At 62.6% G+C, this 19,721-nt stretch carries 18 protein-coding genes; 6 read left to right on the top strand and 12 right to left on the bottom strand.

The features are described from left to right. Positions 1-58: 58 nt before the first annotated feature. The 7 genes from AC3WS7_RS07020 to AC3WS7_RS06990 all read right to left on the bottom strand — a co-directional run bounded on the left by AC3WS7_RS07020 (position 59) and on the right by AC3WS7_RS06990 (position 8,652). A complete protein-coding gene (locus AC3WS7_RS07020) occupies positions 59-1,312 on the bottom strand; it encodes a phenylacetate--CoA ligase family protein (RefSeq protein ID WP_492655845.1) in 1,254 nt (417 codons plus the stop codon). Positions 1,313-1,396: 84 nt separating this feature from the next. Further along, a complete protein-coding gene (locus AC3WS7_RS07015; RefSeq protein ID WP_296467707.1) occupies positions 1,397-2,206 on the bottom strand; it encodes an ABC transporter ATP-binding protein in 810 nt (269 codons plus the stop codon). Between the two features lie 151 nt (positions 2,207-2,357). Continuing rightward, a complete protein-coding gene (locus tag AC3WS7_RS07010; RefSeq protein WP_296467710.1) occupies positions 2,358-3,677 on the bottom strand; it encodes an ABC transporter substrate-binding protein in 1,320 nt (439 codons plus the stop codon). Between the two features lie 60 nt (positions 3,678-3,737). Further along, positions 3,738-4,814 (bottom strand): branched-chain amino acid ABC transporter permease, encoded by a 1,077-nt coding sequence (locus AC3WS7_RS07005; protein ID WP_296467712.1) that lies wholly within the window; start codon positions 4,812-4,814, stop codon positions 3,738-3,740. 161 nt (positions 4,815-4,975) lie between these two features. Then, on the bottom strand, positions 4,976-5,905 hold the full coding sequence (locus AC3WS7_RS07000) for a branched-chain amino acid ABC transporter permease (RefSeq protein WP_492655844.1): 930 nt from the start codon (positions 5,903-5,905) through the stop codon (positions 4,976-4,978). A gap of 12 nt (positions 5,906-5,917) precedes the next feature. After that, positions 5,918-6,703 carry an ABC transporter ATP-binding protein gene (locus AC3WS7_RS06995; RefSeq protein ID WP_296467716.1) on the bottom strand — a complete coding sequence of 262 codons (786 nt, stop codon included), beginning with the start codon at positions 6,701-6,703 and terminating at the stop codon, positions 5,918-5,920. Next, a complete protein-coding gene (locus tag AC3WS7_RS06990) occupies positions 6,700-8,652 on the bottom strand; it encodes an AMP-dependent synthetase/ligase (protein WP_492655843.1) in 1,953 nt (650 codons plus the stop codon). Before AC3WS7_RS06990 ends, AC3WS7_RS06995 begins: the two co-directional genes overlap by 4 nt. Before the next feature lie 162 nt (positions 8,653-8,814). On the opposite strand from AC3WS7_RS06990, the gene AC3WS7_RS06985 reads away from it, so the two are divergent. After that, complete coding sequence (locus tag AC3WS7_RS06985; RefSeq protein ID WP_492655842.1) at positions 8,815-9,540, top strand: Crp/Fnr family transcriptional regulator; 726 nt, start codon at positions 8,815-8,817, stop codon at positions 9,538-9,540. Between the two features lie 129 nt (positions 9,541-9,669). Next, positions 9,670-10,176, top strand: coding sequence for a P-loop nucleotide/nucleoside kinase family protein (locus AC3WS7_RS06980; RefSeq protein ID WP_492655841.1), 507 nt, complete (start codon positions 9,670-9,672; stop codon positions 10,174-10,176). 13 nt (positions 10,177-10,189) lie between these two features. Here the strand turns inward: AC3WS7_RS06980 and AC3WS7_RS06975 are convergent, their stop codons facing one another. Then, positions 10,190-11,536, bottom strand: a complete 1,347-nt coding sequence (locus AC3WS7_RS06975; RefSeq protein ID WP_492655840.1) for a dicarboxylate/amino acid:cation symporter — start codon at positions 11,534-11,536, stop codon at positions 10,190-10,192. Positions 11,537-11,678: 142 nt separating this feature from the next. Next, positions 11,679-12,188 carry a nuclear transport factor 2 family protein gene (locus tag AC3WS7_RS06970; protein ID WP_492655839.1) on the bottom strand — a complete coding sequence of 170 codons (510 nt, stop codon included), beginning with the start codon at positions 12,186-12,188 and terminating at the stop codon, positions 11,679-11,681. A 169-nt stretch (positions 12,189-12,357) separates the two neighbouring features. Here AC3WS7_RS06970 and AC3WS7_RS06965 point away from each other — a divergent pair, with 169 nt between their 5' ends. The 3 genes from AC3WS7_RS06965 to AC3WS7_RS06955 are packed head-to-tail and all read left to right on the top strand — an operon-like array spanning position 12,358 to position 15,073. Beyond that, the gene (locus AC3WS7_RS06965) at positions 12,358-12,723 is read left to right on the top strand and encodes a winged helix-turn-helix transcriptional regulator (protein ID WP_492655838.1); all 366 of its coding nucleotides are present in this window, start codon (positions 12,358-12,360) and stop codon (positions 12,721-12,723) included. 57 nt (positions 12,724-12,780) lie between these two features. Beyond that, positions 12,781-13,785, top strand: a complete 1,005-nt coding sequence (locus AC3WS7_RS06960) for a pseudouridine synthase (protein ID WP_492655837.1) — start codon at positions 12,781-12,783, stop codon at positions 13,783-13,785. A 19-nt stretch (positions 13,786-13,804) separates the two neighbouring features. Then, positions 13,805-15,073 carry an esterase/lipase family protein gene (locus AC3WS7_RS06955; RefSeq protein ID WP_492655836.1) on the top strand — a complete coding sequence of 423 codons (1,269 nt, stop codon included), beginning with the start codon at positions 13,805-13,807 and terminating at the stop codon, positions 15,071-15,073. On the opposite strand, the gene AC3WS7_RS06950 is transcribed toward AC3WS7_RS06955, so the two are convergent. Further along, on the bottom strand, positions 15,070-15,339 hold the full coding sequence (locus AC3WS7_RS06950) for a hypothetical protein (protein WP_492655835.1): 270 nt from the start codon (positions 15,337-15,339) through the stop codon (positions 15,070-15,072). The two genes, AC3WS7_RS06955 and AC3WS7_RS06950, sit on opposite strands and share 4 nt — an antisense overlap. A 42-nt stretch (positions 15,340-15,381) precedes the next feature. Next, entirely contained in the window at positions 15,382-15,711 is a 330-nt protein-coding gene (locus AC3WS7_RS06945) for a TfoX/Sxy family protein (RefSeq protein WP_492655834.1), read from the bottom strand. A 732-nt stretch (positions 15,712-16,443) separates the two neighbouring features. On the opposite strand from AC3WS7_RS06945, the gene htpG reads away from it, so the two are divergent. Then, on the top strand, positions 16,444-18,438 hold the full coding sequence (gene htpG / locus AC3WS7_RS06940) for a molecular chaperone HtpG (protein WP_492655833.1): 1,995 nt from the start codon (positions 16,444-16,446) through the stop codon (positions 18,436-18,438). Positions 18,439-18,545: 107 nt separating this feature from the next. Here htpG and AC3WS7_RS06935 read toward each other — a convergent pair whose 3' ends face one another. Beyond that, positions 18,546-19,697 carry an HD domain-containing phosphohydrolase gene (locus tag AC3WS7_RS06935; protein WP_492655832.1) on the bottom strand — a complete coding sequence of 384 codons (1,152 nt, stop codon included), beginning with the start codon at positions 19,695-19,697 and terminating at the stop codon, positions 18,546-18,548. Between the last annotated feature and the right edge of the window lie 24 nt (positions 19,698-19,721).

Here is a 19,721-nt window from a genome sequence, read left to right as displayed (position 1 = left end):
ACTGTGGTGTTCAACAGCTCGGGAAAACCCTTGCCCGGCACAGGTGTGCACCCGTTCCCTAGCGGTAGCTGCGCGCGTCTTCAATCACCTTGCCGTCATTGGGCAAGCTGCCCGGTGCCACCAGCACCACATCACCGCGCAGCTTGGTCACGTCGCGGATGGCCTCGCCCACCCGGCTGGCCAGCCCATCCGGGTTGCCCTGCACCTCGATGTGCAAGGCCATGGCGTCGCTGGCCATCTCTCCACTCACCACCAGTCGCGCCCGCAGCACCTCGGCAAAACGCTTGGCAATCTCGTCCACCTGCTTGGCGTGCACAAACATGCCGCGCACCTTGGTGGTCTGGTCGGCCCGGCCCATCCAGCCTTTGATACGGGTGTTGGTGCGCCCCGTAGGGCAGGCCCCGGCCAGCACGGCGGACAAATCGCCCGTGCCAAACCGCACCAAGGGGTAGCCCGCGCCCAGCGTGGTCACCACCACCTCCCCGACCTCCCCGTCAGCCACCGGGTCGCCGGTGCCGGGGCGCACGATCTCCACAATCACGCCTTCGTCCAGCACCAAGCCTTCGCGGGCCGACGTTTCATAGGCAATCAGCCCCAAGTCGGCCGTGGCGTAACACTGATACCCATCCACGCCGTGCACCAAAAACCAGTCGCGCAAGGACGGTGGAAACGCCTCGCCGCCAAACATGGCTTTGGTGACGCTGGGGATGGTCACGCCCATTTCGGCAGCCTTCTCCAGAATGATCTTCAGGAAACTGGGCGTGCCGATGTAGCCCGCGGGTTGCAACTCGCGCATGGCCTGCACCTGCTGCTCGGTCTGGCCGGTGCCACCGGGGAACACGGTGCAGCCCAGCGCATGGGCACCGGTCTCCATCATCGAACCGGCAGGCACAAAGTGGTAACTAAAACTGTTGTGGATCAGCTCCCCGGGCCGAAAACCCGCGGCATAGATGGCACGCGCCATGCGCCAGTAGTCGCGTGCGGTGCCCTCGGGTTCATAGATCGGGCCCGGGCTGGCAAACACACGCGGCATGGCCGCACCAAAGCCCAGCGCACTGAACCCTCCAAACACATTGCCCCCCTGCTCGCGTGCAGCCTGCTGCAGGCCCTGCAACTCGGTTTTGCGCGTCACCGGCAATTGGGCCAAGGCGGCACGGTCGACCACCCGGGTCGCCTCCACACCCGCCAGAATGCGGGCAAATGCCGGCGCGTGGCGCTGGGCATGCGCCACTTGCGCGGGCAGGGCGGCCATCAGCGCGGCTTCGCGCTCGGCAGGGGAACGGGTTTCCAGGGCGTCGTAGGGTCTGGTCATGGTGGGCTGCCGAGGGGTTTAAGGGTTTTTTAGGGCTCTAGCCCCGATGGAATATGCGCAAGCAGCTATTAAAAACATAGCGACTCAAGCCAGCCAGCGCTTGCGGCGCTTGTAACTTTTCACGTCCTTGAAGCTCTTGCGCTCGCCCCCGCCCACGCCCAGGTAGAACTCCTTCACGTCCTCGTTGCTGCGCAGGTCCTCGGCGGCGCCGTCCATCACCACCCGGCCGCTTTCCATGATGTAGCCGTAGTCGGCGTACTTGAGGGCCATGTTGGTGTTCTGCTCGGCCAGCAAAAAGGTCACGCGCTCTTTGGCGTTGAGGTCTTTCACAATCTCGAACACCTCTTCCACGATCTGCGGCGCCAGGCCCATGGAGGGCTCGTCCAGCAGCACCATGCTGGGGTTGGCCATCAGCGCGCGGCCAATCGCGCACATCTGCTGCTCGCCGCCTGAGGTGTAGGCCGCCTGCGAAGTGCGGCGGGTCTTGAGGCGCGGGAAGTAGGCGTAGACCTTCTCCAGGTTCGCCGCCACCTCGGCCTTGCTCTTGCGCGTGTAGCCACCGGTCAGCAGGTTTTCTTCAATCGTCAGGTGGGCAAAGCAGTGGCGCCCCTCCATCACCTGCACCACGCCGCGCTGCACCAGGTCGGCCGGGCTCAGGTTCTCGATGCGCTCACCGCGCAGCTCGATGCTGCCCTTGGTCACGGCACCGCGCTCGCCCGCCAACAGGTTGGACACGGCGCGCAAGGTGGTGGTCTTGCCCGCACCGTTGCCCCCCAGGATGGCCACAATGCCGCCCTCAGGCACCTGCAGCGACACGCCCTTGAGCACCAAGATGACGTGGTTGTAAATGACCTCGATGCCATTCACGTTGAGAACAATGTTTTTCGGTTCCATAGGTTTGCCTTTACCAATCGACAAAGCTGCATCGCAGCGCTGTCGATTGGCGGCCCGCGAGGGCCGCTGCCCCTCCCGCTCGGCGGGAGGGGTTGGGGAGGGTGCCGTCAATACAGGCGGTAACACCGCGTCCCCAAAGATTGCCAAAGCATCAGCTTTGGCAATCTGCAGGGGTACGCGGTGTCAGCTTCTTCTCGGTGGCGTACTTGGCAGCCGTGCTCTTGACCAGGGGTTTGATGATTTGTTCATCTCCCTGCAGCCAATCCGAGGTGAACTTCCAGGCCTTGCCATCCCAGGTGTGGATACGGGCCCACGAAGCACCCATGTGGTCCACACAGGAGGTGCTGATGGGGCGCATCACACCGGCAAAGCCCAGGGCGTCCAGCTTGGGCTGGGTCAGGTTCAGGTTTTCCAGGCCCCAGCGCACTTGCTCGCCGGTCATGACCTTGCCCTTGCCAAAGCGGTCTTGGGCAGAGCGCACACCTTCAATCGCCAGCATCGCGCTCATGGCGCCACGCATGTAGAGCACCTGGCCCACCTCATCTTTGGGTCCCGTGCCCTGGCCCTTGCCGTGGACCATGGCCATCACGTCCTTTACCAACTTGGAGTTGGGTTCGGCTCCGTGCTGCATGGTCACGGCGTTGTAGCCCTTGGCACCGTCGGCCACGTCTTTCACATCCGGCTCGGCACCGGCCCACCACACGCCATACATCTTTTCGCGCGGGTAGCCAGTGGCTTGCGCTTCCTTGATGGCGGTGCTGTTCATGACGCCCCAGCCCCACAGCACGACGTAGTCAGGACGGTTCTGGCGCACTTGCAACCAGGTGGCTTTCTGCTCCACGCCGGGGGCAGTCACGGGCAGCAGCTGCAGGTTGAAACCATGCATGGCGGCGCGCTCTTGCAACAGCGGGATGGGCTCCTTGCCAAACGGGCTGTCGTGGTAGACCAGCGCCAGCTTCTTGCCCTTGAGCTTGTCAAAGCCACCTTCTTTCTTGGCGATCGCTTGCATGATGGCGTCAGCCGCCACCCAGTAGGTACCTGCAATCGGGAAGTTCCACTTGAACACCGAACCATCCGCGCTCTCGCTGCGGCCATAGCCCACCGTCACCACGGGGATCTTGTCGGCCGGTGCTTTTTCGGTAATGGCAAACGTAGCGCCGGTGGACAGCGGCTGCACAAAGGACGCACCCTTGCTCTTCAAGCGCTCGTAGCACTCCACGCTGCGGGCGGTGTCGTACCCGGTTTCGCACTCTTCAAAGCTGAACTTCACACCATTGATGCCCCCACGCGCATTGGTGAGCTTGATGTAGTCCACATAGCCATTGGCCCATGGCACACCGTTGGGCGCGTAGGGCCCGGTGCGGTAGGACAGCACCGGAATGAACTGCTCCTTGGCCTGGGCCATGGCCTGGCCAGCCGCCAGCCCGGAGGCCAGCGCGACGGTTGCGAGAACGAGTTTAGAAAGCTTCATTTGTCTCTCCTGTAATTAAGTGTTGAAGCACGAGGGAACCCGGAACCTGGCTCTTCCTTCTCAGTGAGGGAAAGGCCACAAACGCAATTTCTGTTTACCGATAGACCAGAGCTTGGCCAGGCCATGCGGCTCCACGATCAGGAACCACACAATCAGGCCGCCAAAAATCATCAGCTCGGCATGCGAGATGCCAGCAGTGGAAATCTCAATCCCAAACAGGCTGGCCAGCACAGGCAGGACCTGGCTCAGGAAAATGGGCAGCACCACGATGAAGGCCGCACCAAAAAAGCTGCCCATGATGGAGCCCATGCCGCCGATGATCACCATGAACAGCAGCTTGAACGACTGGTCCACCGAGAAGGCCGCTGGCTCCCAGGCCCCCAGATAAATAAAGCCCCACAGGGCACCGGCCACGCCCACGATGAAAGAGCTGACCGCAAACGCGCTGAGCTTGGCGTACATGGGACGGATGCCGATGACCGCGGCCGCCACGTCCATGTCGCGGATGGCCATCCACTCGCGCCCCACGGCGCCGCGCACCAGGTTTTTGGCCAACAGCGCAATGATGACCAGCAGACTCAGGCAGAAGATGTACTTGGCCACCGGACTCTCCAGCGACAGGCCAAACACCTGCAGGTTGGACACCGACACCGAGCCCGAGGGCGAGTTATTGGTGAACCACTGGATGCGCAAGAACATCCAGTCTGCAAAAAACTGCGCCGCCAGCGTGGCCACGGCCAGGTACAGCCCCTTGACCCGCAAGCTGGGCAAACCGAACACCATGCCAAACACCATGGAACTCACGCCGCCCAGGAGCAGTGCCACCAGCAGCGGCATGCCTTCAATGCGCACAAAGAAGTTGTAGGCGGCATATGCCCCCACCGCCATGAAGGCGCCCGAGCCCAGCGAGATCTGGCCGCAAAAGCCCACCAGAATGTTCACCCCCACCGCGGCCAGCGAGAAGATCAGAAAGGGAATCAGGATGGCACGGAACATGTAGTCGCTGGCCAGCAGGGGCACCGCGGCAAAGCCCACCACCAGCATGGCCAGGATGGCGATACGGTCCTGCGCGATGGGAAAGATCTGCTGGTCCGCGCGGTAGGTGGTTTTGAATTGGCCGTTTTCTCTGTAGAACATTTTTTCTCTCGCAATCTGTTAGCTGGCAGCCCGGGCGCCAGTGCGCTTTGCTTCGTGTCCCCCGCCCGCATTGCGGGCTCCTCCTTTACCTACGCAAAGCCCACTGTCGCCCTGCCTCTTGGGGCGCGCAATGGCTTGGGAACGTTGGTTCAAAACGGGGGTCATACGCGGTCGATGATCTTCTCGCCGAACAGGCCCTGCGGCCTAATCAGCAGGAAGCCCAACGCCAATACATAGGCGAACCAGATCTCGATGCCGCCCCCCACATACGGGCCTAGGTAGACCTCGGACAGCTTCTCGCCCACGCCGATGATCAAACCGCCCACAATCGCGCCGGGCACCGACGTCAGCCCCCCCAAGATCACCACGGGCAAGGCCCGCAAGGCCACGGTGGTCAGCGAGAACTGCACCCCCAGCTTGCTGCCCCAAATCATGCCGGCCACCAGCGCCACCACACCGGCCACACACCAGACGATGACCCAGATGCGGTTCAGCGGAATGCCGATGGATTGCGCGGCTTGGTGGTCGTCAGCCACCGCCCGCAAGGCACGGCCGGTGGCCGTCTTTTGGAAGAAAACACTCAGCAGCGCGACCAGCGCGGCGGCAATCAGCGCGGCATAGAAGTCTTCCTTGTTGATCAGGATGCCGCCTTCAAAGGTGCTCTCCAAAATCATCACCGGATCTTTGGGCATGCCAATGTCGATCTTGTAAATACTGCTGCCAAAAATGGTTTGCCCCAGGCCTTCCATGAAGTAGGTGATGCCCAGCGTGGCCATCAACAGCGTAGTGCCCTCCTGGTTCACCAGATGGCGCAACACCAGGCGCTCGATGATCCAGGCGACCACAAACATCACCACGCCCGCGCCCACAAATGCCAGTACGTTGGCGGCCACGGGGTGGGTGATACCCAGGTGCAAGGGAATCCACTCCGCAAAGCGCGCCATGGCCAGTGCCGCAAACAGCACCATGGCGCCCTGGGCAAAGTTGAACACGCCCGAGGCCTTGAAGATCAGCACAAAGCCCAGCGCCACCAGCGAATACAACATGCCGGCCATCAGGCCGCCGAGCAAGGTTTCAAGAAAAAATGCCATCTTGGTATGTCCTTAGTGCGAGGTGCCGAGGTAGGCGCTGATCACATCGGGGTTGTTGCGCACTTCATCGGGTGTGCCGTCACCAATCTTTTTCCCGTAGTCCAGCACCACCACGCGGTCGCTGATGTCCATCACCACGCCCATGTCGTGTTCGATCAACACCACCGTGGTGCCAAACTCGTCGTTCACGTCGAGCACAAAGCGGCACATGTCCTGCTTCTCCTCCACGTTCATGCCCGCCATGGGTTCGTCCAGCAACAGCACCTGTGGCTCCATGGCCAGCGCGCGCCCCAGGTCTACCCGCTTTTGCAAGCCGTAGGGCAGTTGGCCCACGGGTGTCTTGCGGTAGGCCTGGATCTCCAGGAAATCAATGATGCGTTCCACGGCCTCGCGGTGCGCAATCTCTTCGCGTTCGGCCGGGCCGATGCGCAGTGCCTGCAACAGGATGTTGCTTTTGATCTTGAGGTTGCGCCCGGACATGATGTTGTCCAGCACACTCATGCCCTTGAACAAGGCCAGGTTCTGGAAGGTGCGGCCTATGCCCATGGTGGCCACCTGGTGGCTGTTCATGTACTTGAAGGCTTGGCCCCGGAAGGTGATGGCCCCGTCCTGCGGTGCGTACACGCCGTTGATGCAGTTCAGCATCGAACTCTTGCCCGCGCCGTTGGGCCCGATGATGGCGCGGATCTCGTGCTCACGCACATCAAAGCTGATGTCGGTCAGCGCCTTGACGCCACCAAAACGCAGGGAGATGTTCTTGACGTCCAGAATGACGTCACCGATCTTTTTGGATGTCATGCAGCGGCCTTCACAGCGGCAAAGGTCTTGGCGTCTTCAATGCGCAGCGTGGCGCTCACGCTACCGGTACGCCCGTCTTCAAACTTGACCTGGGTTTCAATGAACTGGCTGGTCTTGCCGCCATACAGGGCGTCCACCAGCACGTTGTATTTGTCGGCAATAAAGCCGCGGCGCACCTTGTTGGTCCGCGTCAGCTCACCGTCGTCCGCGTCCAGCTCCTTGTGCAACACCAGGAAGCGGCTCACCTGGCTGCCGGCCAGCAGTGCGTCCGCGCTCAGGTCGGCATTCACCTTCTCCACACATTCCTTGATGAGCTGGTAGACCTCGGGTTTTTGCGCCAGGTCGGTGTAGCCGGCGTAGGGCAGGTTACGGCGTTCGGCCCAGTTGCCCACCGCCTCAAAGTCGATGTTGATGAGCACACACACCTGCTCGCGGCCATCGCCATAGGCCACCACCTCCTTGATGTGCTGGAAGAACTTGAGTTTGTTCTCCACATACTTGGGCGCAAACATGGCGGCGTCGAAGGTCCCGCCCTGGATGCGGCCCACGTCCTTCACGCGGTCGATGATCTTGAGGTGTCCGTGCGCGTCAATGAAGCCGGCATCACTGGTGTGATACCAGCCGTCGGCGGTCAGCACCTCGGCCGTGGCGGCGGGGTTCTTGTAGTACTCCTTCAGGAGGCCGGGCGACTTGACCAGAATCTCGCCGTTGTCGGCCACCTTGATCTCCACCCCTTCGCAGGGCACGCCCACCGTGTCGGCACGCGCCTGGTTGTCGGGCTGCAGGCACACAAACACCGCAGTCTCGGTGGAGCCGTAGAGCTGTTTGAGGTTGATGCCGATGGAGCGGTAGAAGGTGAACAGGTCCGGACCAATCGCCTCGCCCGCCGTGTAGGCCACCCGCACGCGGCTGAAGCCCAGCGTGTTGCGCAGTGGGCCGTAGACCAGCACATTGCCCAGCGCATACAAGGCGCGGTCCGTGGTGGACACCGGCAAACCGTCCATCAGCGCCGGGCCCACCTTCTTGGCCACGTCCATGAAGTAATGGAACAGGTTGCGCTTGAGGGCACCCGCGTCCTCCATGCGAATCATCACCGTGGTGAGCATGCCCTCGAACACGCGCGGCGGCGCGAAGTAGTAGGTGGGGCCAATTTCTTTCAGGTCGATGCTGGCGGTGGCGCTGCTTTCGGGGCAGTTCACCACGTAGCCGCACGACAGCCACTGGGCGTAGCTGAAGATGTTCTGCCCGATCCAGGCCGGAGGCATGTAGGCCAACACGTCTTCGTCACTGGTGAGGCGGTCAAACGTGGCACCGGCGCGGGCGCGGTTCAACAAGGAATCGTGCGTGTGCACCACGCCCTTGGGGTTGCCCGTGGTGCCGGAGGTGAAAAACATGGCCGCCACATCGGTGTGCGTGATCTTCGCGATCTCCGCCTTGAAGAAGTCCACATGCAATGCAGCAAACGCCTTGCCCGCCGCCTGCAGCTCGTCCATGGCCGCCAGGCCGGGCTCGTCGTAGTTGCGCAGGCCACGCGGGTCATCAAAGTAAATGTGGGCCAGCTGCGGGCACTGCTCACGTACTTCCAGCAGCTTGTCTACCTGCTCCTGGTCTTCGGCAAAGGCGAAGCGCACCTCGGCATTGTTGATGGGGAACACACACTCGGGTGCCGCGGCATCCTGGTACAGCGGGATGGGAATGGCTCCCAGGCTTTGCGCAGCCAGCATGGTGGCGTACAGGCGGGGCCGGTTCGCGCCCACCACCACCATGTGGTCATGCCGTTGCAGACCAGCCTGGTGCAGACCGGCTGCGATGTGCTCCACCATCTGCGCCAGCTCGGCCCAGGTCAGCGCCTGCCAGATGCCGTATTCCTTTTCACGCATGGCCGGCGCCTGCGGGCGCTGGCTGGCGTGCTGCAGCAGCAGCTGCGGAAATGTCGTGTGCGTACCCATTGCGTGTCACCTCGTTATGGCCCCCGGCATGCGCCAAGGGGCTTTTGGTATGGGGCGAATGGTAGGACTGCATTTGACGCCAAGTTGTCGTTTGGACGACAATTTGTGCATTTCTCGGTAGGTGTTTTCCCTTCACTTATTGGCAACTTACAAGGCCCGCCCATGAGCACCGACTCCAGCCTGCACCAGCGCCGCCGTCCGCTCACCGACGTCGAATTGGCGGCCATTCCGTGGCTGCAAGTGCTGCTGCCCGACGAACGCCAGCGCGCCGTGGACGACCTGCGCATTGCCGAGGCGGCACCGGGCGAATACCTGTGCCGCATGGGCCGCCCAGTGACCTATTGGTTTGGTGTGGTGGACGGCCTGCTGAAGATGAGCACCGACAACGCCGAGGGCCAGACCATGACCTTCACCGGCGTGCCACCGGGCGGCTGGTTTGGCGAGGGCACGGCACTCAAGCGCGAGACCTACCGCTACAACATCCAGGCGCTGCGCAAGAGCCTGGTGGCCGGCCTGCATGTGGACACTTTCCACTGGCTGCTGGACCACTCGATTGGTTTCAACCGCTTTGTGATGAACCAGCTCAACGAACGCTTGGGCCAGTTCATCGCCGCGCGCGAGATCGACCGCATGACCAACCCCGACATCCGCGTGGCGCGCAGCTTGGCCTCCCTGTTCAACCCTGTGCTCTACCCCGGCGTGGGCGAGGTGCTGCGCATCACCCAGCAGGAGCTGGCCTACCTGGTGGGCCTGTCGCGCCAGCGCGTGAACGAGGCGCTGAACGCGCTGGAGGCCCAGGCCTTCATTCGGGTGGAATACGGCGGGCTGCGGGTGCTGGATCTGCAGGCGCTGCGGTCGCGGGTGTTTACACGCCAAATCGCGGTCTAGCCCTCGTGAATATTTCGCAAGCAGCTATCGTTTTTATAGCAAATTGCACGCACATGGCCACTTTCATGCGGCTGGCGGGGTGGCATGTGCAGATACCCACGACGGGGCCGCTGGGGCAGAATCGCGCGCATGTTAATCGTCTTTAGCGGTCTGCCGGGCACGGGCAAAACGACCATCGCCCAGATCCTGGCGCGCCGGTGTCGCGCTGCATATGTTCGGATCGACACCATTGAACAAGCCATCTTGTCTGCCTTGCACACACAGCATGGGGTGGGGGCATTGGGCTACCTTGTGGCCTACCAAATGGCCAAGGCCAATCTCTGCTTGGGGGGAACCGTTGTGGCAGATGCCGTGAACCCGCTGACCTCTATCCGAGAAACTTGGCGTGCGATTGCTGAAAGTGCTAACTCACACATCGTCGAAGTGGAAGTTGTGTGTTCGGACATAAGCGAACATCAGAGGCGTGTGGAGAACCGCAAGGCAGACATCCCGGGGCACACACTGCCAACGTGGGCTGAAGTTCAACAACGTGAGTACGAACCGTGGTCGAGCGATCGACTGGTCATCGATTCGGCGACCGTGAGCGCCCCAGATGCAGCGTCAAGGATTTTCGAGACCCTTGACGCGCGCAACTAGTGGGCGAATGCTCTCAGCCCTTGCTGGGGCGAACGGCCATGTGTTCCACGTGCTGGTCCAGAATTTCCTCGGGCGCTTGGGCTTCTTGCTGCGTGGGGTGCTCCAGGCCGGCCTGCAGGCGCTGCATGTCCAGGTCGCCGGTCCACTTGGCCACCACCAGGGTGGCCACGCCATTGCCCACCAGATTGGTCAGGGCGCGTGCTTCACTCATGAAGCGGTCAATGCCCAGGATGAGTGCCAGGCCCGCCACGGGCACGCCGCCCACGGCCGACAGTGTGGCCGCCAGCACGATAAAGCCGCTGCCGGTGATTCCCGCCGCGCCCTTGGAGGTGAGCAGCAACACGGCCAGCAGCGTGAGCTGCTGCACCAGGGTCATGGGCGTGTCGGTGGCCTGGGCGATGAACACCGCGGCCATGGTGAGGTAGATGGAGGTGCCGTCCAGGTTGAACGAATACCCGGTCGGAATGACCAGACCCACCACCGATTTGCGGGCGCCCAGGTTCTCCAGTTTTTCCATCATGCGGGGCAACACCGACTCGGACGACGAGGTGCCCAGCACGATGAGCAGCTCTTCCTTGATGTAGCGCACAAACTTGAACACGCTGAAGCCATGCAGCTTGGCGATCAGGCCCAGCACGCCGAACACGAAGATCAGGCAGGTCAGGTAGAAGGTGCCCATGAGCTTGCCCAGCGAGAACAGCGAATCGATGCCGTACTTGCCGATGGTGAAGGCCATGGCGCCAAACGCGCCGATGGGGGCCACCTTCATGATGATGCCCACAATGTCGAACAGCACGTGGGAGGACTTCTCGATGAAGTCAAACACCATGGTGCCGCGGCCGCCAAACTTGTGCAGCGCAAACCCGAACAGCACCGAGAACAGCAGCACCTGCAGGATGTCGCCCTTGGCGAAGGCGTCCACCACCGAGGTTGGGATCACGCCCAGCAGAAAGTCCACCGTGCCCTTCATCTTGCCGGGCTCGGTGTAGGCGGCGATGGCCTTGGTGTCCAGCGTGGCGGCATCCACGTGCATGCCCGATCCGGGCTGGATGAAGTTCACCACCAGCAGGCCGATCACCAGCGCCAGTGTGGACACCACTTCGAAGTACAGCAGGGCCAGGCCGCCGGTCTTGCCGACTTTCTTCATGTCTTCCATGCCGGCGATGCCCACCACCACGGTGCAGAAGATGATGGGCGCGATGATCATCTTGATGAGCTTGATGAAGGCATCCCCCAGCGGCTTCATCTCGGTACCGAGCTGGGGGTAAAAATGGCCGAGCAACACGCCTACCGTGACGGCAAACAGCACCTGGACATAGAGGGATTGGTAGAGCGGCTTGCGCACAACGGTCGCGGACATGGCAGAAAGGCCTTTGGAGAGTACAAAAACAGGGCGCGACGATACGGATTGCCTCGCCAAGCGCCTACTGTTGCGTTCAACAGTAGGGTTTACCCTAGGTGCCTTTTGCCGACCTGCAGCGACCGTGGATGGGGCGCGCGCCTCAGTTGGACAGGGTGGGCGCTTCGTTCATCAGCGCCGGGTCCCAGTGCTCCACTGCTTTGCCATCCTTGATGCGCCAGGTGTCAAACCAGGCCGTGCTGTAAGCCCCCTTGGGGTGCGCGGGGTCAACCACGTTGCGCGGGTAAATCACCGTCACCAGATCGCCCTCGGCCATGACCTCAGCGACCGGCAGGCTCAGTTTCTCGGGAATGGGCTTGGGTTGCACCTTGAGTACCTGGGTGAAGAAATACACCACGGCATCGCGTCCGTTGCGCGCATTGGGGTTGTGCTGGATGTAGTCCTTGTCGATGTAGCGCTCAGCCAGTTCCCAGTGGTTGGCTTCCAGCAAATCCTTGACGATGTGGTAGGCCACCTGCTTGTTGGCGTGCAGCTTGGGGTCAGCGCTGGTGAACAGTGCATCGGCGTTGCGGGAGCCACGCACGGCCTCCTGTGCCAGGGCCGGCAGCGCGCAGGCGGCGGCCACAAGGCCTGCCAGTAGGGTTGTTTTCATTCAAATCCTTTCAAAGTTGGCGGACCGGGCAGTACAACGCCCGGGCTGCGATGGAATGTAGGTTTGTCGCTTACTTTATGCAAGTACATACAAAATAGTAAGTGTCTTCTCGCCGCGTAAAACCCGGCACCTACCTACAATCCAGGCAGTGTTCTAAAGGAGCCACAGGATGGGAATTGCCGCAAAATTCCAGCGAGGTGATGTCCTGGCTGCAGCCTGCCCTTCCCGGGAGGTACTTCAAAACATCACCAGCCGCTGGGGGGTTCTTGCACTGATCGCGCTGGAGTCCGGCACGCTGCGCTTTGGTGAGTTGCGGCGCAAGATCAATGGCGTGAGCGAGCGCATGCTGATCCAGACGCTGCAGAGCCTGGAAGGCGATGGCCTGGTGAACCGCACTGCCTACGAAGTTGTGCCGCCGCACGTGGAATACAGGCTCACCCCGCTAGGGCGCGAAGCTGCCGAAAAGGTGCGCCTGCTGACCGATTGGATTGAGGACAACATTCCGCGCCTGCTCAAAGCCAAGACGCCCCGATAGGCACCTAGCCCGCGTAAAATATGCGCAAGCAGCTCCTAAAACAATAGCAAATTCACCATGACCGACCAGCCCCCCCGCCCCACCTTGCGCCGTGCACCGGCACCGCCTAGCGCCGCCAACAGCCCGGCGGGCGTGCGCCGCGCGCCGCGCCCCGCCAACAAGGCCCCCGGCAACCGCGCCATTCCCGCCGGCCAGACCAATACGGCCGCCCAGGGCGCGGGTGGCACCGTGCGCCTGAACAAGCGCATGGCCGAGCTGGGCATGGCCTCGCGCCGCGAGGCCGACGAGTGGATTGGCAAGGGCTGGGTGAAAGTGGACGGCAAGGTGGCCGAGATGGGCATGCAGGTGCTGCCCGGCGTGCGCATCGAGATCGACAAACAGGCCCAGGGCCAGCAGGCCAACCAGGTCACCATTTTGCTGAACAAGCCCATTGGCATCGTCAGCGGCCAGGCCGAAGACGGCCACGAGCCCGCCATCACCCTGATCCAGCCGCAAAACCGATGGGCCGAGGACAACGCGCGCTTCTTCTTCCACGGCAGCCAGCTCAAGAGCCTGGTGCCCGCCGGCCGGCTGGACATTGATTCCACCGGCCTCTTGGTGCTGACGCAGGACGGCCGCGTGGCGCGCCAGCTGATTGGCGAAGACTCGGTGATGGAGAAAGAGTATTTGGTGCGCGTGGTCTACACCGGCGTGGCCAACAGCGCGGCGGCCAACTCGCCTGCTGCGACATACGGCGGCAAGGTACAGCAGCTCAGCCGCATCGACGATGACGACCCGGTGGGCACCGACGTGCAAAGCGTGTTTCCACCTGAAAAACTCAAGCTGTTGCGCCACGGCCTGCGCCTGGACGACCAGGCCCTGAAACCCGCCAAGGTGGAATGGCAAAACCCCGAGCAGCTGCGCTTTGTGCTGACCGAGGGCAAGAAGCGCCAGATCCGCCGCATGTGCGAACTGGTGGGCCTGCGCGTGGTGGGCCTCAAGCGCGTGCGTGTGGGCAAGGTCATGCTGGGCAACCTGCCCGTGGGCCAGTGGCGCTACCTGCAGCCGCACGAAAAGTTCTAACGTCCTTCAAAAGGCCTCCATGCCCCTGCCCCCGCGGCCCAAGGCCTTGCAGCACTTCCGCACCTCCGACCTGCGTGGCGTGGTGCAACTGGCCACCCAGGCCACCCGCGGCGTGGCCCGCATGGCCGAAGGGGTGCACCAGTCGGTCTGGGGCAGCATGGGCGTGCCAGGCGGCAAGACGGCAGGCACCACGCGCGGCCTGACCGGCCTGATTTACCAAACCGTGCAAGGCGTGACCCAGCTGGTGGGCAGTGGTGCCGAGGCCATCTTGGGCAAGCTGCAGCCCCTGCTGGACGCGGCCGATACCGCTTTACCCGACACCCCACAGCGCGAGGCCGTGTTGGCCGCCCTGAACGGCGTGCTGGGCGACCGCCTGGCCGCCAGCAGCAACCCGCTGGCCACGCACCTGCAGCTGCGCCACGCGGGCCACAGGCTGGACTGGACCCGGCCTGACACCTTGCCCGCAGCCGCCACGGTAGGCGGCAAATTGCTCATCACCATTCACGGCCTGTGCATGAACGACCTGCAGTGGACACACACCACGACCACCGGTGAAGTGCGCAGCCATGCCCACGCCCTGGCCGCAGTGGGCTACACCCCGGTCTATGTGCGCTACAACACGGGCCTGCACACCTCGGACAACGGTGCCGCACTGGCGGCGGAGCTCGGGCAACTGGTGGCGCACTGGCCGGTGCCGGTGACCGACATCACCGTGCTGGCGCACAGCATGGGTGGCCTGGTAACCCGCAGCGCGGTGCAGCAGGCGCGCGCGACCAACCCTGCGTGGTTGCAGGTGTTGAAAAACATCGTTTTCCTGGGCACGCCCCACCACGGCGCGCCGCTGGAGCGCGCGGGCAACTGGGTCGATATCATCCTGGGCGCCACGCCTTACTCGCGCCCCTTTGCCAAACTGGGCCAGCTGCGCAGCGCCGGCATCACCGACCTGCGCTACGGCTGTGTCAGCCCAGAGGACTGGCAGGGCCGCAACCGCTTCCACAAGGGGCCGGACCGCCGCCTGCCCGTGCCATTGCCTGAAGGCGTGGCCTGCTACACCGTGGCCGCCACCACCGCCAGCCAGCGCGGCGCCCTGGCCGACCGGCTGCTGGGCGATGGGCTGGTGCCGCTGCGCAGTGCGCTGGGCCTGCACGACGAGGCAAAACGCACCCTGGTGTTTGCCAAGCCCAGCCAGTGCATCGCCTACAAGATGAACCACATGGAATTGCTGCACCGCCCCGAGGTGACGGCGCAGCTGCTGGCCTGGCTGGCGCCGGGCGAGGTAGCCGGCTAAGCCTTGCTCTTGGGCAGGGGTTCCCCATCCAGACCCACGGGTTGGGTGGGTTCAAAACCGTGGGGGGGTGGTGTCTCTGGCGGCGCCTTGCCCTCTTGCAGCAGCCCGCCCACGCTGGCTTCCCACAGGCCCCAGGCCGTATCGGTATCGCTCTCCGACACATCAGGCACGGGCAGAGGGTCCAGCAAGCTGTCAAAAGGCCTGTTGGCCGGGGTGGAGGTGGCCGCCCGCTTGTCGTGGGGCGGTACTGGCTGGTCCGGTTTCATCGCGTTGCTCACTTCCCTGGAGACTTTTCTTGCAATGTAGCGCTAACGACCGCGCGGGGGAAGGGGCGGCTGGCATATCCCCTGGACAGGGTCGCCCTGGCCGCCCCGGGCCGCACGCTCCCAATCGTCCAGCGCCAGCAGCAGGCTGGTGCGGTGGTCACGGGCCACCTCTTGCCAGTGCAACCCGGTGATGGCCCCTTCAAGTGCCCACAACAGGTTCAGACTGACGTTGCCACTGTGTCGCTTGACCCGGAGATAGGCGGCCACAGCGCCCAGGTGCTGCAAGTCCTCCAGGCTATGGATACCTGCAGCGATCAGCATTTGCTGAGATTTGGGGCCTAGGTTGGGCAGCGTTGCAAAGTCATGCGTCATAGACAACATTCCTGAAGATCAGCGGGGTGCGTGTGCGGCTTCCGCATTCACCTCCTGCACCCAGAATCCGAGATAAGACCGGACACCTCGCAGCTCAACGCGCTGACCCGGGACTGGCAGCGGTCCGACAACTAATCCGTCAACACAGACCTTGCTGATTGTGGCATACAGACGTAGTTTGAGATGCTGCTTGCACCCCTTCCCGGAACTACGGCGAGGCTCAGCCTCCACAACTAGAGCCGCAACGCCTGCTTGGACAGACCCTGTGAGGTAGGCCAAACCGTAGACATACCCCAATGGCGCGGCGACCAAAACACCAGCGAAGCCCCATGACATCAACGGAAAACCGAGCAGAACCCGAAAAATGTGTGTCGGCATTCTGTGCTCCAGCGCAGCGCTGAGTCTGCTATGCCACGAAGGAATGCACCAAAAGCCTAACAACAGAATTCCACCGAGGACAAAAATCACCCGCCAAACCCACGCTGTCAACGGCGTAGTCGCTATAAGTGACTGCGTCATTTCAGCCGTTAGGCCGCAGCCTAGAAGCCAAATCAGAAAGCCCACGACCAAGAGCCATGTGCGTTGTTTTACGTTTCCCCCCATAGGGCGCATTGTGCCTATCCGTGCGGCCTCTTGAAACCCGGCCCCTCGCCCATAATTGCGGGTTGCCCGCGCTACAGGCCAGCAGCTTGGGGCGCGCGAACCGTTTTATTGAGACTCAGAGACCTATCTATGACCAAGCAAACCATGAATTTCCAGGCCGAAGTAGCCCAGCTGCTGCACCTGGTGACCCACTCGCTGTACTCCAACAAAGAGATTTTCTTGCGCGAGCTGATCTCCAACGCGTCGGACGCCTGCGACAAGCTGCGCTTTGAGGCCATCAACAACAGCGGCCTGTACGAGAACGACGCCGAGCTGAAGGTGAAGGTCACCTTCGACAAGGATGCCAAGACGCTGACCATCACCGACAACGGCATTGGTCTCTCCCAGCAGGAAGCCATCGACAACCTGGGCACCATCGCCAAGAGCGGTACCAAGGACTTTGTGAGCAAGCTCAGCGGTGACCAGAAGGTTGATTCGCAGCTCATCGGCCAGTTTGGTGTGGGCTTTTACTCCGGCTTCATCGTGGCCGACAAGATCACCGTGGAATCACGCCGTGCCGGTCTGCCCGCCGACCAAGCCGTGCGCTGGGTGAGCGATGGTGGCGCCAGCGGTGGCGGTGCGTTTGAGGTGGAAAGCATCACCCGCGAAGCGCGCGGTACCAGCGTGATCCTGCACCTGCGCGACGACGCGCAGGACTACGCCCAGGCCTGGAAGGTCAAGGGCATCATCAACAAGTACTCCGACCACATCAGCCTGCCCATTCAGATGGAAAAGGAAGAGTGGAAAGACGGCGAGCTGCTGGTGCCCGGCGACGACAACGGTGGCCGCCAACCCGGCGCCATGGTCAAGACCGGCGAGTGGGAGACCGTCAACAAGGCCAACGCCATCTGGAGCCGTGCCAAAAAGGACGTGACCCAGGAACAGTACGACGACTTCTACAAACAGATCAGCCACGACTTTGAGGCGCCGCTGGCCCACACCCACAACCGCGTGGAAGGCAGCACCGAATACACCCAGTTGCTCTACATCCCCGGCAAAGCGCCCATGGACCTGTGGAACCGCGACCGCAAGGGCGGCCTGAAGTTGTACGTGAAGCGTGTCTTCATCATGGACGATGCAGAAGCCCTGCTGCCCAGCTACATGCGCTTCATCAAGGGGGTGGTCGACAGTGCCGACCTGCCCCTGAACGTGAGCCGCGAACTGCTGCAGGAAAGCCGCGACGTGAAGGCCATCCGCGAGGGCAACACCAAACGCGTGCTCGCCATGCTGGAAACCCTGGCCAAAAACGACAAAGTGCCAGACGCTGGTGCGGACGGTGTGACCGATGTGCCGAGCGCGGAAGAAAAAGCGGAGCAGGAAGCCAACGCCGGCAAATACACCAAGTTCTACGCCGAGTTTGGTGCGGTCTTGAAGGAAGGCCTGGGCGAAGACTTTGCCAACAAGGACCGCATCTCCAAACTGCTGCGCTTTGCCTCCAGCACCACGGACAGCGTGAGCGTGTCACTGGCCGACTACAAGGCGCGCATGAAGGAAGGCCAGGAGGCCATCTACTACATCACGGCTGACACCCTGGCTGCGGCCAAAAACAGCCCGCAACTCGAAGTGTTCAAGAAGAAGGGCATCGAAGTGCTCTTGATGACCGACCGCGTGGACGAGTGGGCGCTGAACTACCTGCACGACTTTGACGGCACCCCGATGCAGTCCGTCGCCAAGGGCGCAGTGGATCTGGGCAAGCTGCAAGACGAAGCCGAGAAGAAAGCCGCCGAGGAAGCTGCCGAAACCTTCAAGCCCCTGCTGGCCAAGCTCAAGGAAGCGCTGAAGGACAAGGCCGACGACGTGCGTGTGACCACCCGCCTGGTCGACAGCCCCGCCTGCCTAGTGGTGCAAGACGACGGCATGAGCACCCAGCTGGCCCGCATGCTCAAGCAAGCCGGCCAGGCCGCGCCCGAGCTGAAGCCCGTGCTGGAAGTGAACGCCGACCACGCGCTGGTGAAAAAACTGGACGGCAGCGTCCACTTCCACGACCTGGCCCACATTCTGTTCGACCAGGCCTTGCTGGCCGAAGGCGGCCTGCCGGCGGACCCGGCAGCGTATGTCAAGCGGGTGAATGCCTTGCTGGTGTGACACAGCGGGGTTTGATGGTCAAATTGACCTCAAACCCTTATGGATATCGCGCGACTAGCTACCAAATTAGTAGCAATTCATGCACAAGGTAACCGCGCGCGCGCCGCTCAGGGCGCGTGCTGGTCGGCAAACCGCAGCTTGATGGCAATACGTGCCTCGCGGGCGGCCATCAGGGCGGCGACACAGTCACCGTCCAACTGGCCGGCGTCCACTTCGCGCTGCAGCTCCCGGGCTACGGCCGCGTCGTCCCACGACTCTTTGTAGGTGCGCCGGTTGGTCAGCGCGTCATACACATCGGCCACGGCCACGATGCGGCCTTCGAGGGGGATGTCGGCCATGGTCAGCCCGCGCGGGTAGCCCGAGCCGTCGCCTCGCTCGTGGTGGGTCGCCACGATGTTGCGCATGATGCGGGTGGGCAGGCTCTCGTGCACCCCCATGTCGTTCCCAATGCGCTCGATGATGCCTTCGCCTATCGTGACGTGGCGCTTCATCACCTCGTACTCCGCAGCATCCAGCCGCCCCGGCTTGAGCAGGATATGGTCGGGGATGCCGACCTTGCCAATGTCGTGCAGGGGGGCGAAGAGCTGCAGGTATTCGATGTACTCGTCCGTCAGGCCATGCTGCTCGGCCAGGGCCCGCGCCATGATGCGCGAATAGTAGGCAATGCGCTCGAGGTGCTGGCCTGTCTCAAAGTCGCGAATGCGCGCCAAGTCCACCGCCACCTGGATGGTGCCCACCAGGCCATGCACCAGGCGTTTTTGCAGCAGGTAGAGCTGGGCAATCAGGTCAGAAAAAGTGTCCAGAAACTGCGCGGCATCCTCGTCAAACACCTGGGCTTGCTTGGAGTCGTAAAACAGGAAAGCTGCCAGGGCCCCATCCTGGTACACCGGCGTGGTGTAGCTGGAGCGGTAGTCCTGTGCCTTGAGCCAACGGGTGTGCTGGCTGTTGGAGCGGAAGGTTTCTGCAATGTCTCCGACCAAGCGCCGCTGGCGCGTACGGGCCAACTCCGCCAGCGAGGGCACGTCGCTCAGCGGCACCTCGTACTGTTTGAGCATGGTGTCGTCTTTGTTGCTGCTGACAAAGGTCTTGAGCAAATCGGTGGCAGGGTCGTAGAGCACCACGGCCACCCGGTCGATAAACGGGTAGCGGGAACCGATCAGGCCGTGAACCGCGCGCAACTGCTCCGAGAGCGTGTGCGCCACGGGCCCCATGCCGTGGTACTGGGGCGTGATGGAACCAGAATCGAAAAACGCAGGCATGACCCAATTGAACCACGGCCAGGT

It is taken from the genome of Rhodoferax sp. EU05-FHT12H12 (genome assembly GCF_058791215.1).
Note: the sequence above shows the minus strand (reverse complement) of the source record. Positions and strands in the feature narration are given on the sequence as shown.